Annotated in this window: 16 protein-coding genes; 6 read left to right on the top strand and 10 right to left on the bottom strand. The window is 72.6% G+C overall.

Going from position 1 to position 15951, the window contains the following annotated elements; translation table 11 throughout:
- Positions 1-6 precede the first annotated feature (6 nt).
- Positions 7-456 carry a hypothetical protein gene (locus ACFYUS_RS05965; protein ID WP_388846361.1) on the bottom strand — a complete coding sequence of 150 codons (450 nt, stop codon included), beginning with the start codon at positions 454-456 and terminating at the stop codon, positions 7-9.
- Positions 457-546: 90 nt separating this feature from the next.
- On the opposite strand from ACFYUS_RS05965, the gene ACFYUS_RS05960 reads away from it, so the two are divergent.
- On the top strand, positions 547-1503 hold the full coding sequence (locus ACFYUS_RS05960; RefSeq protein ID WP_388846359.1) for an FAD-dependent oxidoreductase: 957 nt from the start codon (positions 547-549) through the stop codon (positions 1501-1503).
- 94 nt (positions 1504-1597) lie between these two features.
- On the opposite strand, the gene ACFYUS_RS05955 is transcribed toward ACFYUS_RS05960, so the two are convergent.
- The 3 genes from ACFYUS_RS05955 to ACFYUS_RS05945 all read right to left on the bottom strand — a co-directional run bounded on the left by ACFYUS_RS05955 (position 1598) and on the right by ACFYUS_RS05945 (position 5347).
- Complete coding sequence (locus tag ACFYUS_RS05955) at positions 1598-1900, bottom strand: hypothetical protein (protein WP_388846357.1); 303 nt, start codon at positions 1898-1900, stop codon at positions 1598-1600.
- Positions 1901-2018: 118 nt separating this feature from the next.
- Positions 2019-3326: a M14 family metallocarboxypeptidase gene (locus tag ACFYUS_RS05950; RefSeq protein WP_388846355.1), complete on the bottom strand. Its 1308-nt coding sequence runs from the start codon at positions 3324-3326 to the stop codon at positions 2019-2021.
- The gene (locus tag ACFYUS_RS05945; RefSeq protein WP_388846353.1) at positions 3323-5347 is read right to left on the bottom strand and encodes a Xaa-Pro dipeptidyl-peptidase; all 2025 of its coding nucleotides are present in this window, start codon (positions 5345-5347) and stop codon (positions 3323-3325) included. The genes ACFYUS_RS05950 and ACFYUS_RS05945 overlap by 4 nt, the downstream gene beginning before the upstream one ends.
- Before the next feature lie 214 nt (positions 5348-5561).
- Here ACFYUS_RS05945 and ACFYUS_RS05940 point away from each other — a divergent pair, with 214 nt between their 5' ends.
- Positions 5562-7112, top strand: coding sequence for a M1 family metallopeptidase (locus ACFYUS_RS05940; protein WP_388846351.1), 1551 nt, complete (start codon positions 5562-5564; stop codon positions 7110-7112).
- A 47-nt stretch (positions 7113-7159) separates the two neighbouring features.
- On the opposite strand, the gene ACFYUS_RS05935 is transcribed toward ACFYUS_RS05940, so the two are convergent.
- Both ACFYUS_RS05935 and ACFYUS_RS05930 read right to left on the bottom strand, forming a co-directional pair.
- Positions 7160-8068: an oxygenase MpaB family protein gene (locus ACFYUS_RS05935; RefSeq protein ID WP_388846349.1), complete on the bottom strand. Its 909-nt coding sequence runs from the start codon at positions 8066-8068 to the stop codon at positions 7160-7162.
- Positions 8069-8171: 103 nt separating this feature from the next.
- Positions 8172-8657 (bottom strand): hypothetical protein, encoded by a 486-nt coding sequence (locus ACFYUS_RS05930; protein ID WP_388846347.1) that lies wholly within the window; start codon positions 8655-8657, stop codon positions 8172-8174.
- 158 nt (positions 8658-8815) lie between these two features.
- On the opposite strand from ACFYUS_RS05930, the gene sph reads away from it, so the two are divergent.
- Positions 8816-9808, top strand: coding sequence for a sphingomyelin phosphodiesterase (sph, locus tag ACFYUS_RS05925; protein ID WP_388846345.1), 993 nt, complete (start codon positions 8816-8818; stop codon positions 9806-9808).
- Here sph and ACFYUS_RS05920 read toward each other — a convergent pair.
- Both ACFYUS_RS05920 and ACFYUS_RS05915 read right to left on the bottom strand, forming a co-directional pair.
- Entirely contained in the window at positions 9805-10281 is a 477-nt protein-coding gene (locus ACFYUS_RS05920; RefSeq protein ID WP_388846343.1) for a hypothetical protein, read from the bottom strand. The two genes, sph and ACFYUS_RS05920, sit on opposite strands and share 4 nt — an antisense overlap.
- 89 nt (positions 10282-10370) lie before the next feature.
- Entirely contained in the window at positions 10371-10853 is a 483-nt protein-coding gene (locus ACFYUS_RS05915; protein ID WP_388846341.1) for a macro domain-containing protein, read from the bottom strand.
- A 95-nt stretch (positions 10854-10948) separates the two neighbouring features.
- Here ACFYUS_RS05915 and ACFYUS_RS05910 point away from each other — a divergent pair, with 95 nt between their 5' ends.
- The 3 genes from ACFYUS_RS05910 to ACFYUS_RS05900 are packed head-to-tail and all read left to right on the top strand — an operon-like array spanning position 10949 to position 12502.
- Complete coding sequence (locus ACFYUS_RS05910; RefSeq protein WP_116165222.1) at positions 10949-11158, top strand: helix-turn-helix domain-containing protein; 210 nt, start codon at positions 10949-10951, stop codon at positions 11156-11158.
- Positions 11158-11712 (top strand): Clp protease N-terminal domain-containing protein, encoded by a 555-nt coding sequence (locus ACFYUS_RS05905; RefSeq protein ID WP_388846338.1) that lies wholly within the window; start codon positions 11158-11160, stop codon positions 11710-11712. Before ACFYUS_RS05910 ends, ACFYUS_RS05905 begins: the two co-directional genes overlap by 1 nt.
- 55 nt (positions 11713-11767) lie before the next feature.
- Complete coding sequence (locus ACFYUS_RS05900; protein WP_388846336.1) at positions 11768-12502, top strand: MerR family transcriptional regulator; 735 nt, start codon at positions 11768-11770, stop codon at positions 12500-12502.
- On the opposite strand, the gene ACFYUS_RS05895 is transcribed toward ACFYUS_RS05900, so the two are convergent.
- Together ACFYUS_RS05895 and ACFYUS_RS05890 are read right to left on the bottom strand one after the other, a co-directional pair.
- Positions 12489-14663, bottom strand: a complete 2175-nt coding sequence (locus ACFYUS_RS05895) for a 3-hydroxyacyl-CoA dehydrogenase NAD-binding domain-containing protein (protein WP_388846334.1) — start codon at positions 14661-14663, stop codon at positions 12489-12491. The two genes, ACFYUS_RS05900 and ACFYUS_RS05895, sit on opposite strands and share 14 nt — an antisense overlap.
- A 39-nt stretch (positions 14664-14702) precedes the next feature.
- Positions 14703-15917: an acetyl-CoA C-acetyltransferase gene (locus ACFYUS_RS05890; RefSeq protein WP_388846332.1), complete on the bottom strand. Its 1215-nt coding sequence runs from the start codon at positions 15915-15917 to the stop codon at positions 14703-14705.
- Between the last annotated feature and the right edge of the window lie 34 nt (positions 15918-15951).

Here is a 15951-nt window from a genome sequence, read left to right as displayed (position 1 = left end):
CGAATCCTAGGCGACGGAGCGACACGCCGAGGATTCGAGGAGCCGGAGCAGGACGGAACGGTAGGTCGCGCCGGGGAAGCGGTACGGGCCGACGCCGGGGTAGCCCTCGCGCACGGGGTCGGCGGCGGTGCCGGTCTGCCAGGCGAAGTCCCGCCAGACGACGTCCCCGCCCTCGCGGGCGACGACGGCGGTGACCGCGCCGCAGCCGGGGTCCTCGCAGTCGGGGCAGGAGTGGATCACCTGGCGCGTGCCGTCGGCCAGGAGGAGGCGGTGGGCGTGCTCGGGGCGGACCGTGGGCGGGACGTCCGCCGCGAGGGGCGAGACGGTGTCGAAGCCGTCGGTCTCGTCGAGCCGGTCCAGCAGCGGCCTGCCGTCGACGAGGAAGTCGTGGTGGGGGTGGCCGCCGCCCGACGGGTCGGCGGGGACGAGGGCGAGGGAGGTGTACGGGACCGGCATGACTCCAGTGTTTCCCCCTTCCGTAGCCGCACCGTCCTGGAAATGTCCCGGTCCCGGAACGGTCCGGGCCGTTACCGGTACGGTCCGGACATGAGGAGCGACGTGATCGTGGTGGGCGGAGGGATCGTCGGTCTCGCGACGGCGACGGTGCTGGCGGAGCGCGGGCTGCGGGTACGGGTCTGGTCCCGCGACGACCTGCTGGGAACGACCTCGGCGGTGGCGGGCGCCCTGTGGTGGCCGTACCGGATCGAACCGGCGGCCGAGGCCGGGGCGTGGGCGCTCGCCTCCCTGCGGATGTACGAGCGGCTGGCCCTCGATCCGGAGCGGACCGGGGTCCAGTGGGTGGCCGGGGTCCACGCGGACACCGTTCTCGACGGGCTCGGCCCGTGGGCCCAGGAGGTCGAGGGGCTGCGGCAGTTGGCGCCGGAGGAGGTGCCGGGGCCGTACCGGACGGGGCTCGCGGCGCGGCTGCCGCTGATCGACATGCCGGTCCTTCTGACCTTTCTGCGGGGCTGGTTCGAGGCCATGGGCGGGGTCTACGAGCGGCGCGAGGTGCGCGGCTTCGAGGAGGCGGCGGCCCTCGCCCCGGTGGTGGTCGACTGCACGGGCCTCGCGGCGCGGGAGCTCGTACCGGATCCCGGACTGCGTCCGGTGCGGGGCCAGTTGGTCCTGGTGGAGAACCCGGGGATCGAGGAGTGGTTCACGGCTGCGGACGAGTCCGCGGGCGCGACCACGTACTTCTTCCCGCACTCCGATCGGCTGGTGCTCGGCGGGACGGCGGAGGAGGACGACGAGCGGCTCGCCCCGGATCCGGCGACGGCCGCGGCGATCGTGGCGCGGTGCGCGCGGGTGCGGCCGGAGATCGCCGGGGCCCGCGTCCTCGGGCACCGGGTGGGACTCCGGCCCGCGCGAACGGGCGGGGTACGGATCGAGGCGGTGCCGCTCCCGGGCGGCGGGCGCCTCGTCCACCACTACGGGCACGGCGGCGCGGGGGTGACGGTGGCCTGGGGCTGCGCCGAGGCGGCGGCGGACCTGGCGGTCCGCTGAGGGGCGGAACGACGGCGGGACGGTTGCCGTCCTTCCGGAGTTCCGGAGTTCCGGAGTTCCGGAGTTCCGGATGGCAACCGCCCCGCGTGAGGTGCTACTTCCAGAGCGGCGGCCTGCTGTTGTTGTCCGCGTCCACGCACTGCTGGGCCTTGCGCTCCAGGGCGTCGGCGCGGGCGGCGGCCTTGCGGGCCTCCGCCTTGGCGCCGAGGTGCCTGAGCTGGGCGGCGCGGTCGCGCTCCTTGCGGGCGTCCGCCCGCAGCTTGGTGACGTTGCAGGTGACGGTCTTGGCGGCGGCCGGTTCAGCGGTCGCCGTCTGTCCGAGGAGCACGCCCCCGGCGAGCAGCGTCGTGGCGAGCAGGGCTGTCAGTGCACGGCGTGCGGGCGTGGTGTGGCGCATGGTGGTTCTCCAACTCCAGGGCTGTGAAGGCCCGTTCGAGGTACGGTCGATACCGACCGGTAACTTTACCTCGGCAAACATCGCGATCACACCACGCCGGGCCGGGGACACCCTCTCCTCAACACTTCTCCACAGGACTCCCGCTGACGAGGTGATAGGTCGCCCGCTCGTCCAGGAGCAGCGGGACGAGCGCGCGCTGCGACTGGCGCAGCGGCACGAACGCCCCGGTGCCCTCCGTCCGTACGGTCACGCCGTGCAGGGCGAGTTCGTCGCCCGCCTCGGCGTACTGCGCGGCGTTCAGGCGGTAGCCGCAGGGCGGGTCGGTGAGGATCTCCGCCGGTTCGGCGGGGTCGTTGTCGGCGCCGCCGAGGTAGACCGGGCCCCGGTCGGCGAGGCCGGTGCGCCGGGCGAGGGAGGTGGCCGCCGTGAGCGGCCCGCGCCGCTCGTCGAGATAGGCGAAGGCCCCTTCCAGAGCGGCGTGCTGGGTGGCGACGCGGCGCCGGTGGTTGAGGGCCGGGTCGTCCTTCTCGGCCTGGTCGAGGGCGTCGACCCGGGTCTCGACGAGCAGCCCGGCGGAGTGCTTGATGCCGGCCGTGTTGCGCAGGATCCGCTCCTGGCCGTCGCCGGCGACCTGCTTGACCGGCTCCCCCGTGAGCGGGTCGGTCCAGATGCCGTAGATGCCGCTGCTGTACCCGGCCAGCCCGGCGGCGGGCCGGACGTAGGACTCCGAGAGCGTCCGGGACTCGTCGTGGACGCGCGGGTCCGCGTCGAGGCTGCGGGGCCAGAGGGCGAGCAGGTCCTTGTCGTAGTAGCGGGGGGTGGCGCCGTACTCGTGGAGGTCGTAGACGAGCGCGGGCCGCCGGTCGCGCAGGACGGCGGCGATGGCGCGCGCCTCGGCGGTGCGCAGGGCGAGGTGGTCGCGGTTGACGTCGATGCCGTCGCCGTTGCCGCGGGTGTCGGCCGCCCGGCCGTCGGGGTTCGCGGTGGGGACGACGAGGAGGGTCGTGCGGGCGAGGAAGCGCAGGGTCTCCTCGTCCTGGGCGTACGCGAGGTCGCGCACCGTGCTCAGGCAGGTCTCCCGGCCCGCCGGCTCGTCGCCGTGCTGGCTGCAGACGAGCAGCACGGTGGTGGCACCCGTACCGAGGGTGGCGAGCCGCAGCGGGCGGCCCTGCCCGGTGGTGCCGATCTCACGCAGGGCCACCCGGCCGCTCCCCCGGTCGACGGCCGCGAGGAACTCCCCCTCCTCGGCCTCGCTCGTCCACCGGGCGCCCCGGCTCTCCTCGAAGCCGGTGCGCGGGAGGGCCTGCGCGGGCGCGCTGTCCGCCGCCTTGGCGGGGACGCTGACGAGCGGCAGGGCGAGGGCGGCGGCGCCCGCCGCGAGGGCGAGCGCCTTCCGGGAACTCCGGTGCCTGGTGAGGGGGTTCATCGTGCCGTCCCCGGGCCCGGCAGGCGCGGCCCGGTGGCGGCGGCCGGCGGGACGGGGGCGGTCAGGGACGGGACGCGGCTGGGCGACGGCAGGGCCGGGGCCGGGCCGCTCGTCGCCCGCTCGAACGCCCCGGCGCCGCCGACCAGGGGCAGCTTCGCCCAGGTGCGGGCGAGGTCGAGGGTGAGGGTCGGGGTCGTCGACGGAGGATCGATGAGGTCCTTGTCGGTGCCCGCGACGATCAGGGCGAGCCGGTGGCCGGCCGGGACGACGTGGTCGGTCGGGGCGAGGTCCAGGGTGAGGGTGTACGCCCTGCCGGGGGTCAGCGGGCGCTCCTTCCGCGGGTCGGCCCAGGTGCCGAGATCGGCCCAGCCCCGGCTGACGACCGTGTACGCGACGTCCGCCGTCCGGGCCGCCGTCTCCTTGAAGCAGGCGCTGTCGCCCGGGGTGCTCCCGCCCCAGCAGCTGCGGTCGGTGAGGGTGGTGATGCCTTCGCCGGCGGCGCCGTAGTCCCGGATCGTGGCGGGCCCGAGGTCGACGAGGACTGCGGAGAGGTGGGCGGTGGAGGTGGTGGGGGTCGCGGTGACCGTCACCTTCGAGGAGCCGGCGATCCGCAGGTCCCGGGAGAGCGGGCGGGTGGTGAACCCGGCCTTCTCGGGGGTCGCGGTGTCGATCCGGGCGGCCCAGTCCAGCTCGCCCAGGCCCCGGTCGTCGGTGAAGGACGCCGTGGAGCCGGGGGCGGCGGGGGCGCGGCCGAGGACGCCGGGGCCGGAGACGGCACCGGGGGCGGGGCGCAGGGTGGTGGTCGTGGTGGTGCGCGGCGGCCACTGCCGGTCGGTGGTCCAGACGTCGGGGGCGCGCTCGACGTCGGCGACGGGCTCACGGTCGATGCCGTTGTCGTAGCCCAGGAGGTAGTGGTCGAACCAGCGGTGCAGGGTGCGGACCCAGTCGGCGCGCCGGAAGTCGAAGGGGTCGACGTGACCCGTCTGGGAGAGCCAGATCTTCCGCTCGACGCCGTGGGCGGCGAGCGCGTCCCACCACTGGCCGAACTGCTTGGCGCGCACGTTCAGGTCCTGCTGTCCGTGGACGACGAACACGCTGGCCTTCACCTCGCCGGCGTCCTTCACGTAGTCGCGCTCGTCCCAGGCGGGGGTCAGGTCTCCGCTGTAGGGGGTGCCCGCGGTGACGCGGTCCTGGACGGCGCCGCAGCGGCCCTGGGCCTCGGGGCTGTTCACGTAGTCGGAGAGCCAGCTCGGGTTGGCGTCGTAGAGCGGGGCGCCCTGCGAGTGGAAGTAGTCGTACCAGGAGGAGATGGCGCCGATCGGAACGATCGTTTTCAGCCCTTCGACGCCGGTGGCGGCCACGCCGTTGGCGATGGTGCCGTCCCAGCTCTTGCCGATCATGCCGACGTTCCCGGTGCTCCAGGTCGTGGCGCGGGCCGGGGTGCCGCCGGTGCGGGAGGTGTAGCCGCGGGCGCGGCCGTTCAGCCAGTCGACGACGGCCTTCGCGGACTGGACGTCGGAGCGGCCGCCGACGTCGTCGCAGCCGTCGGAGCGGTTGGTCCCGGCGAGGTCGACGGCGACGAAGGCGTAGCCGCGCGGGACGAAGTAGTTGTCGTAGAAGAGCGGGAACTGGACGGGGTTCCCGTCGGCGTCGTAGGTCTTCCTCTGGCTCTCGTTGCCGCGCCCGCAGCAGGCGTAGTACGGGCTGGCGTCCATGATGACCGGGATCCTCCGGCCGGCCGCCGCGGGCTCGCGGGGGCGCACGATGTCGACGGCGACCCGGTCGGCGCGCCCGTCGCCGTCGCCGTCGAGGCCGGTGTCCACCCAGACGGACTCACGGACGGCGTCGGCGTACGAGTGGACCGGGCGGGACTCGCGCACGAAGGGCGCGGCGGGCGCGGCCGGTCCCGGCTGGGCGCCGGCGGGGGTGACCAGGGTCGCGAACAGGGCGGCCGTGGCCGCGGACACGAGGGTTCCGTAGATCGGTCGGGCTCCGCGGGTTCTCCGCTTTCGCATCGGCATGCGCCGGAACGTACCCCGGTCAAGTCCCGCGCAAAAGAGTGCCGGAGGCATTCGGGTGGGATGCGGGTGACGGGCGGTACATGTCGGCCGAATGGCGATCGTGTGACAGGGGGTCCTCTGGACGTGACGGTACGTCGGGGGGCTGAATAGGGTCCGAGTTAAGGACCGACGACCACCCGTGCGTCTTACGTTTCTTATGACTTGGGGAGCACCTGTGCACCGCAGACTCATCGTTCCGAGCGCCCTCGCGGCCTCCCTGCTGCTGGCGATCCCGGCATCGGCCGCCTCCTTCACCCCGGGCGCCCCGGGCATCGGCGACTCCTACTACCCCGCCAGCGGCAACGGCGGCTACGACGTCTCGCACTACGACCTGCGTCTGAAGTACCAGCCCGCGACGGACCTCCTGGAGGGCACGGCGACGATCCTCGCCACCACCACGCAGGACCTGTCCCGCTTCAACCTGGACCTCGGTCTGAAGGTCAGTGAGATCCGGGTGAACGGCCGCCTGGCGAAGTTCGCCACCTCGGGCGACCACGAGCTGGAGGTCACGCCGGCGAGCCCGCTGGCGAAGAACACGCCGGTCACGGTGGTCGTCCGCTACGCGGGCAAGCCCTCCGAGTTCAAGATCGACGGCTGGTCGGCCTGGGCCCGCACCCCGGACGGCGGTGTCGCCGCGCAGGAGCCGGACTCGGCCGTCTGGTGGTTCCCGTCCAACGACCACCCGCTGGACAAGGCCACCTTCGACGTGTCGGTCCTGGTCCCGGACGGCACCCAGGCCATCAGCAACGGCGTGCTGCAGTCGCAGTCCTCGCGGCTCGGCTGGACCCGCTACAACTGGCGCTCCAACAAGCCGCAGGCGACGTACCTGGCGACGCTCGCCGTCGGCAAGTTCGACATCACGACGGACAAGACCGCGAACGGGCTGCCCGTCCTCAACGCGTACAGCAAGGACCTCGGCGACAACGCGGGCGCGGCGCGCGCCTCGATCGAGCGCACGACCGAGGTGGCGGAGTGGCTGGAGTCGGTCTTCGGGCCGTACCCCTTCAACGCCCTCGGCGGCTACGTACCGAACGTGACCAGCGGTTTCGCCCTGGAGACGCAGACCCGTCCGTTCTACAGCCCGCGGCAGTTCGCCAACGGCGCGAACGTGTCGGTGGTCGTCCACGAGCTGGCGCACCAGTGGTACGGCGACAGCGTGTCCGTCAAGGACTGGAAGGACATCTGGGTCAACGAGGGCTTCGCCCGGTACAGCCAGTGGCTGTGGTCGGAGAAGGAGGGCGAGGGCACGGCCCAGGAGCTGGCGGACTACGTGTACGCCTCGCGGCCGGCCGACGACCCGTTCTGGACGGTGAAGCCGGGTGACCCGGGCGCCGACAACCAGTTCCACGGCGCCGTCTACGACCGGGGCGCGGTGGCGCTCCAGGCGCTGCGCAACGAGGTCGGCGACGAGGTCTTCTTCGCGATCCTGAAGGGCTGGCCGCAGGAGAACGCCTACGGCAACGCGCACGTGTCGGACTTCGTGAAGTACGCGGAGCGGGTCTCCGGCAAGCCGCTGGCCGGGCTCTTCGACACCTGGCTGTACCAGCCGTCCAAGCCGGCCGCCTCCTCGGCCACCGCGGCCGGCCTGTCCGCCCCCGCCGCGGCACCGTCCGGCCGCACCACCGGGAAGCCGGCGAAGCCCGTGCAGCCGAAGTCGTGGAAGAAGATCGCGGAGACGAACACGATCCACGAGAACGAGGCCCCCGGGGGCCACGCCGGGCACTGACCCGGGCACTCCTGGTCCCGGGCGCCCCTGACCCGCGAGGCCGTTCGTCAGCGCTGGGCGCGGCGGGCGGCCTCGCGGGCTTTCCCGCGGGCTTCCTCTCGGGCCTTGCGGGCCAGGGGGAGGTAGCGCAGGCGCTCGGGGAGGACCGGGACGACGGTACGGACGATCCGGGCGAAGCGGCGCAGGGTGCGCTCCTGGGTGTCCGTCCAGTCCAGGCCGATGGCCTCCCGGGCGTCCGGCGGCATCAGGCCGACGGTGAGGAAGGCGCGCAGCCGCAGGAACGGGCGGCGCAGGAGCGGCCAGAGGAGGCGGAGGACGAGCCGGAGCGGGAGCGGGCCCCGGTCGGGGGCGGGCACCGGGAGGTCGGTGTCGAGCAGCTCCCGTACGACGGTGGTGGCCTCGATCTCCTCGGCGAGGACCTTCCGGTAGTACGGCCAGAACGCCTCGATCGTCTGCGGCATGTCCCGGTCGTGGATGCCGAGGATCCGGCCGACCTGGAGCCACTCGGCGTACAGCTGCCGTTCCTGCGCCTCGGTGAGGGGGCGGGCGAGGAGGCCGAGCCCATGGCGGTAGACGGGGAAGCCGGTCGCGTGCACCCAGGAGTAGTAGGCCGGGGTGAGGGCGTGGTAGCGGCGGCCGTGGGCGTCGGTGCCCTGGATCGTTTTGTGCAGTTCCCGGAGCCGGCGGCCTTCCCGCGCGGCCTCCTCGCCGCCGTAGATCCACAGCTGGAGCGAACGCAGGGAGCGCTCGCCGCGGCCCCAGGGGTCGGTGCGGAAGACCGAGTGGTCGTCGACGCCGGCGCCGATCGCGGGGTGGGCGACCTGGAGGGTGAGGGCGGCGGGCAGCATGAGGAGGGCCCGGACGTCCCCCGCGACGCTCCACAGCACTCCGCCGACGGGCGGGGGCACGGGGTCGTGACCGGCCGGGGCCCGGTCGAGCGGCTTCACGCGGTCCATGGCCTTCTCCTCATGTGTCCAGGCTGCCACTCGTGCTCATGACGAAGGGGCCGTCGCCCGGGCGCTGCGGCCCGGGCGACGGCCCCTTCCGTGGAGTACGGGGTCAGGCGCGGTCGGCGCCGACCGGCTCGCCGACGATACGGGCGGCGAGGGCGTGGGCCCAGGCGTCGACGTCGGCGGTGAGCTCGCGCTCGGCGGCGGCGCGCTCCTCGGCGATCTTGGCGTGACCGGCGACGAGGATCGCGTCGCGCTCGGCCTGGCCCTCGGCGCGGGCGGCGGCGATGGCGGCCGAGCCCTCCTCGGTGGCGGCGGAGCGGATGCGGGCGGCCTCGTGGCGGGCCTCGGCGAGCTCGGCCTCGTACTGCTCGCGGATGGCGGTGGCCTCGGAGCGCAGGTCGTCGGCGCGCTCGGTGCCGCCCTCGATGGCGTCGTCGCGCTCGTCGAGGGTGCGCTTGATCTTCGGGAGGATGCCCTTCGCCAGGATGAGGAAGGTGAGCCCGAACAGCACCGCGCCGAGGATGAGCTCGGCCCAGACGGGGTTGAGGGGACCGAGGTCCATCTTGAAGACAGTGGAGTTCGCGAGGGTCATGCGCGCATTCTACCTGCTCCAAAACATGACAATTCAGACACCGGCGCGAGAGTTGGCGTGATCTTGCGAGCTCGGCCAGATTCCCGGCATCCAAAGGCTACCGGAAGGTAACCCTGGCTGATTGTATGTGCGGCGCCAGCCCAACCCCCCACGTAATCATGGGAGTTCACGTGTCGTTCGCCGCGCTCCGCCGCGCCCCCGGCGCCGTCCTTTCGCTCGCGCTCGCCGCCGCCACCCTGGCGACGGCCGCCCCGGCCGCGTCCGCCACGACCACCGAGGCCCCGCGGCTGAAGGTGCTCACGTACAACACGTTCCTGATGTCGAAGACCCTCTACCCGAACTGGGGCCAGGACCACCGGGCCAAGGCGATCCCCGCCGCCCCCTTCTTCCAGGGGCAGGACGTCGTGGTGCTCCAGGAGACCTTCGACAACTCCGCCTCGGACGCCCTCAAGGCGAACGCCTCCGCCCAGTACCCGTACCAGACCCCCGTCGTCGGCCGCAGCAAGACCGGCTGGGACGCCACCGGCGGGTCCTACTCCTCGACCACGCCCGAGGACGGCGGGGTGACGGTCCTCAGCAAGTGGCCGGTCGTCCGCAAGGAGCAGTACGTCTACAAGGACGCCTGCGGCGCCGACTGGTACGCGAACAAGGGCTTCGCCTACGTCGTCCTGAACGTGAACGGCGCCCTCGTCCACGTCGTCGGCACCCACGCCCAGTCCACCGACCCGGGCTGCTCGGCGGGCGAGGCGGCGCAGATGCGCAGCCGCCAGTTCAAGGCGATCGACGCCTTCCTCGACGCCAAGAACATCCCGGCGAACGAGCAGGTCATCGTCGCCGGCGACATGAACGTCGACTCGCACAGCCCCGAGTACGCCACGATGCTCGCCGACGCGGACCTGGCGGCGGCCGACGCCCGCACCGGCCACCCGTACTCCTTCGACACCCAGCTGAACTCGATCGCGAACTACCGCTACCCGACCGACCCGCGCGAGGACCTCGACTACGTCCTCTACCGCTCCGGGAACGCCCGGCCCGCCGGCTGGACCAACAACGTGGTCCTGGAGCAGAGCGCGCCGTGGACGGTCTCCAGCTGGGGCACGTCGTACACCTACACCAACCTCTCCGACCACTACCCCGTGACCGCGTACTAGTAGGGGTAGCTCCCGAAGAGGCCGTAGAGCCAGACACCGAGCACTCCGGCGACACAGAGCAGGACGAACCAGGAACCGGGACCGGTGTGCCGCTCCCTGCGGGGCGGGCGGGCGGGGCGGGCGGCGCGAGCCGTCCGCCCCGCCCTCTTCCCGCCCGTCCCCGTCTCCCGCACCGGCTCGGCGGCCGCCGCGACCTCGGCGAGCAGCCGGCGGCAGACGGCCGCGAGCTCCGTCGTCCCGGCCGTCAGGTCGACGACCACCTCCGTCCGGGCCGGGGCGGTCGTCCCCCCGTCCAGGAGCCGCCCCGCCCGCAGCAGGGCCCTGTCCTTGCCCCCGGTCGGGGCGAGGCTGATCCAGCGGCGCACATGGTCGCCCCGGATCACCACACCACCGCCCCGCTCCCGGTAGACGGTGTGCTCCCGCCACAGGACTCCGGCCAACTCGTCGGCCGTCTCCCTGAGTTGCGCGTACATCTGACTCCCCTGTTCCCGTTCCCCCGATGCGAACAGCCGCCGACTCTAGCCCGCGCGGCCGCACGCTCCCGCCACGCCCCCCACGTCCCTCAGTCGCCGAAGTCGTACACGGTGACCGGTATCCCCCGCTCCACGAGCCGCCGGAGCACCAGGGGCTCGACCTTCGCCCAGGAGCCGCCGGCGAGCCCGCAGCCGATGCGCGGCATGTGCACGGACGCGCCGAGCTCGACCGCCTTGTCCGCGAGCCGCACGAGGGCGGCGTCGATCGCCTCGTACCGCACGGGCACGCCGGTGCTCCGCCCCGTCCGCATCCCCCGCTGCCCCACCAGATTGGCCACCCAGACGTACGGCTCGACCTGGACGAACTGCGCCGCGCCCAGGCCGAAGTCGTTCTTCGCCCGCTCGCGGTGCCAGCGCCGGAAGGCCGCCTCCGGCTCCGGCCAGCGACGCGAGACCGCCAGGACGAAGCCCTTGCCCCAGCCCCCGAGGTCGTTGCACACGTGCGCCACGATCTTGACGCCCTTGGCCTGGGGTGCGGTGGCATCCCCGCGTACGTACGTGATCACGGTCATGGGATCACCGTAGGAGACGGCACTGACAGCGCGGGCGACACGGAGGCCGTCAACCAAGGTTGACAGCCTCCGTACTGTCAACCTACATTGACAGCATGACCGATGCGACCGATCTCGCCGCACGGGCCGGCGACCGCGACCCCCGGGTCGGACTGCGGGCCGTCTCCGCACTGCGGCGACTGCTGGAACAGCTGGAGGCCGTCCAGGTGCGCAGCGCGCGCAACCACGGATGGTCGTGGCAGGAGATCGCGACCGAGCTGGGTGTCAGCCGGCAGGCCGTCCACAAGAAGTACGGGAGGCAGTGATGTTCGAACGGTTCACGAAGGCCGCACGGGCCACGGTGAAGGGCGCTGCCGCACACGCGGAGCGCGGCGGCGCGGCCGTCGTCACCCCGGAGCACCTCCTCCTGGCCCTGCTCGACCGCGAGGACACCCGCGCGGCGGCCGTCCTCGGGCGGCTGTGCCCGCAGGAGCGCCGTCCGTCGCTGCTCGCCGCGCTCTCCGACGCGCGGCGCCGGGCCGGACTGTCCCGGGCGGACGCGGAGGCCCTGGCCGGCCTCGGCATCGACGTCGGCGCGATCGTCGAGCGCGTCGAGGAGACCCACGGCACAGGCGCGCTGGCGGGCGACCGCAAGGACGCCGGATGGTGGTCGGGCCGCCTCGGCTTCTCCCGCGAGGCGAAGACCGTCCTGGAGAAGTCGCTCCGCGTGGCCGTGGCCCGCAAGGACCGCGAGATCGGGGACGAGCACCTCCTCCTGGCCCTCACCGCCCTCGGCGGCGTCGTCGCCGAGGCGCTGGCCGACCACGGTGTCACCTTCACCTCGGTCGACACGGCCCTGTCCTCCCCCGCGCCCTCCTGATCCGGTCCGGTCAGGGTCTTTTACAGCGATGGTGAGACAGCAATACTGTTGAACCATGGAGCAGGCGAGCGACGCGCAGGGGCCCGTGTACACCGTGGACGAGCTGGCCGCGCGGGCCGGGGTCACGGTGCGGACCGTGAGGTTCTACGGGACCCGGGGGCTGCTGCCGCCGCCGGTCATCGGTGCGCGGCGGGTGGGGCACTACGGGCAGGAGCATCTGTCGCGGCTCGCGCTGATCGAGGAGTTGCAGCGGCAGGGGATGACCCTGGCGGCGATCGAGCGGTACCTGGAGCAGTTGCCCGACGATCTGAGCGCGCAGGACCTCGCGATCCACCGGGCCCTGGTGGCGTCGTGGGCGCCCGAGTCCGCCGAGACGATCACCCGGCGCGAGCTGGAGCGGCGGGCCGGGCGGGGGCTGACCGAGCGGGATGTCGACCGGCTGGCCGCGATGGGGGTGCTGGACCGGACCGAGGAAGTCGACACGTACCGGCTCGATGGCGCCCTGTTGCGGCTCGGGGTCGAGCTGCTCGACGTGCCGATCGAGCACGAGACGATCCTGGCGTCCCGGACGGTGCTCCTGGAGCACGCGCGCGCGGCGGCCCAGGAGCTGTCCCGGCTCTTCCGGGACGAGGTGTGGAGCCCGTACCGGGAGAGCGGGGAGGACCCGGACCACCTGAGCGCGATGAAGTCGCTCTCGGCGCACATGCAGCCGATGGTGGTCCAGGCCCTCCTCACGGCGTTTCAGCGCTCGCTGAGCGAGGAGCTGAGGACGGCTTTCAGGAGTCGGTGAAGGTCTCGCCCCGGTCCGCCTTCTCCACCAGGAGGGCCGGGGGCTCGAACCGCTCGCCGTACGTCGCCGCCAGTTCCCGGGCGCGCGCCACGAAACCGGGCACCCCGCCCTCGTAGCCGTTGACGTACTGGAGGATGCCGCCGGTCCAGGCCGGGAAGCCGATGCCCATGATGGAGCCGATGTTGGCGTCGGCGACCGAGGTCAGGACGCCCTCCTCCAGGAGCCGGACGGTGTCCAGGGCCTCGGAGAACAGCATCCGCTCCTGCATGTCGCGGAACGGGATCTCGTACCCGGGCTTGGCGAAGTGCTCGCGCAGGCCCGGCCAGAGCTTGCCGCGCTTGCCCGACTCGTCGTAGTCGTAGAAGCCGGCGCCGCCGCTGCGGCCGGGGCGGCCGAACTCGTCGACCATGCGGTCGATGACGGCCTCGGCGGGGTGGGTGACCCAGGTGCCGCCCTCCTCCTCGACGGCCTTCTTCGTCTCGTTGCGGATCTTGCGCGGGAGGGTGAGGGTCAGCTCGTCCATGAGGGAGAGGACCTTCGCCGGGTAGCCGGCCTGGGCGGCGGCCTGCTCGATCGAGGCGGGCTCGATGCCCTCGCCGACCATGGCGACGCCCTCGTTGATGAAGTGGCCGATCACCCGGGAGGTGAAGAAGCCGCGCGAGTCGTTGACGACGATCGGCGTCTTGTTGATCTGCCGGACCAGGTCGAAGGCGCGGGCCAGGGCCTCGTCGCCGGTCCGCTCGCCCTTGATGATCTCGACGAGCGGCATCTTGTCGACGGGCGAGAAGAAGTGCAGGCCGATGAAGTCGGCCTGGCGCTCGACGCCCTCGGCGAGGACCGAGATCGGGAGGGTGGAGGTGTTGGAGCAGAGGAGGGCGTCGGGGGCGACGACGTGCTGGATCTCCTGGAAGACCTTGTGCTTGAGGGCGGTGTCCTCGAAGACCGCCTCGATGACCGCGTCGCAGCCGGCCAGGTCCGCCACGTCGCCGGTGGGCGTGATGCGGGCGAGGAGGGCGTCGGCCTTCTCCTGGGTCGTACGGCCCCGGGAGACGGCCTTGGCGCACAGCTTCTCGGAGTACGCCTTGCCCTTCGCGGCGGACTCGGCGGAGACGTCCTTGAGGACGACCTCGATGCCGGCGCGGGCGCAGGAGTACGCGATGCCGGCGCCCATCATGCCGGCGCCGAGGACGGCGACCTTGCGGACCTGCCGCTTCTCCACGTCCTTCGGGCGGCTCGCGCCCGAGTTCACGGCCTGGAGGTCGAAGAAGAACGCCTGGATCATGTTCTTCGCCGTCTGGCCGATGACCAGCTCGGTGAAGTAGCGGGACTCGATGGTGATCGCGGTCTCGAAGTCGACCTGGGAGCCCTCGACGGCGGCGGCCATGATGGCCTTCGGCGCCGGGTAGGGCGCGCCGTTCAGCTGCTTGCGCAGGTTGGCCGGGAAGGCGGGCAGGTTGGCCGCGAACTTCGGGTTCGACGGGGTGCCGCCGGGGATGCGGTGGCCCGGGACGTCCCAGGGCTGGCGGGACTCGGGGTGCGCGTCGATGAAGGCGATGGCCTTGGCCATCATCTCCTCGGCGGTGGCGGCCACCTCGTGGACGAGGCCGCTGTCCAGGGCGCGCTTCGGGGCGTACTGGGTGCCCTGGAGCAGCACCTTGAGGAGGGCGTCGGTGATGCCCATGAGGCGGACGGTGCGGGCGACGCCGCCACCGCCCGGGAGGAGGCCGAGGGTGACCTCGGGGAGGCCGATCTTGGAGCCGGGGGCGTCGAGGGCGACGCGGTGGTGGGAGGCGAGGGCGATCTCGTAGCCGCCGCCGAGCGCGGCGCCGTTGATGGCGGCGACGACGGGCTTGCCGAGGGTCTCGATGCGGCGCAGCGCGTTCTTGATCTCGATGGCGCTGTCGAAGATGTCCTGGGCGTGCTCGGGGCCCGCCTTGATCATGTCCTTGAGGTCGCCGCCCGCGAAGAAGGTCTTCTTCGCGGAGGTGTAGATGATGCCCCGGATGGAGTCCTTCTCGGCCTCCACGCGGTCGGCGATCGCCTTGATCGAGGCCCGGAAGGCCTGGTTCATGGTGTTGGCGGACTGGTTGGGGTCGTCGAGGACGAGGGTGACGATCCCGGTCTCGTCCTGCTCCCAGCGGATGGTGGTGCTCTCGCTCATGACTGCTGCTTCTCCGTGAGTAAGGGGGCGGACGGGACGTCAGACGCGCTCGACGACGGTGGCGATGCCCATGCCGCCGCCCACGCAGAGGGTGGCGAGGCCGTAGCGCTTGTCCTGGCGCTCCAGCTCGTCGACGAGGGTGCCGAGGATCATGCCGCCGGTGGCGCCGAGCGGGTGGCCGAGCGCGATGGCGCCGCCGTTGACGTTGACCTTGTCCAGGGAGAGGCCCATCTCCTTGACGAAGCGCAGGACGACGGCCGCGAAGGCCTCGTTGATCTCGACGAGGTCGATGTCGTCGATGGTCAGGCCGGCCTTGGCGAGGGCCTTGCGGGTGGCCGGGGCGGGGCCGGTGAGCATGATGGTCGGCTCGGAGCCGGAGACGGCGGCCGCGACGATCCGGGCGCGCGGCCTCAGCCCGTACCGCTCGCCGACCTCCTGGGAGCCGATGGCGAGGAGGGAGGCGCCGTCGACGATGCCGGAGGAGTTGCCCGCGTGGTGGACGTGGTCGATCTCCTCGACCCAGTGGTACTTCTGCAGGGCGACCGCGTCGAAGCCGCCGAGCTCGCCGATGTCCTTGAAGGAGGGCTTGAGGCGGGCCAGGGTGTCGGCGGTGGTGCCGGGGCGGATGAACTCGTCGTGGTCGAGGACCGTGAGTCCGGCGCGGTCCCTGACGGGGACGACCGAGCGGGCGAAGCGGCCGTCCTTGACGGCGGCGGCGGCGCGCTCCTGGGAGAGGGCGGCGTACTCGTCGACGTCGCGGCGGGAGAAGCCCTCGATGGTGGCGATGAGGTCGGCGCCGATGCCCTGGGGGACGAAGTTCGTCTCCAGGTTGGTCATCGGGTCGGCGAACCAGGCGCCGCCGTCGGAGGCCATCGGGACGCGGGACATGGACTCGACGCCGCCGGCGAGGACGAGGTCCTCCCAGCCGGAGCGGACCTTCATGGCGGCCATGTTGACCGCTTCGAGGCCGGAGGCGCAGAAGCGGTTCTCCTGGACGCCGGCGACGGTGTCGGGGAGCCCGGCGGCGATGGCGGCGATCCGGGCGATGTCGGAGCCCTGGTCGCCGACCGGGCCGACGACGCCGAGGACGATGTCGTCGATGGCGGCCGGGTCGAGGCCGGGGTTGCGGGACTGGATCTCCCGGATGAGGCCGACGACCAGGTCGATGGGCTTGGTGCCGTGCAGGGAGCCGTTGGCCTTGCCGCGTCCGCGCGGGGTGCGGATCGCGTCGTACACGTACGCTTCGGTGCTCACGGGAAGCCTTTCGCGGTGAGGGTTCTTCGAGGGG

The organism is Streptomyces sp. NPDC004284, from assembly GCF_042874035.1.
GTDB lineage: Bacteria > Actinomycetota > Actinomycetes > Streptomycetales > Streptomycetaceae > Streptomyces.
Note: the sequence above shows the minus strand (reverse complement) of the source record. Positions and strands in the feature narration are given on the sequence as shown.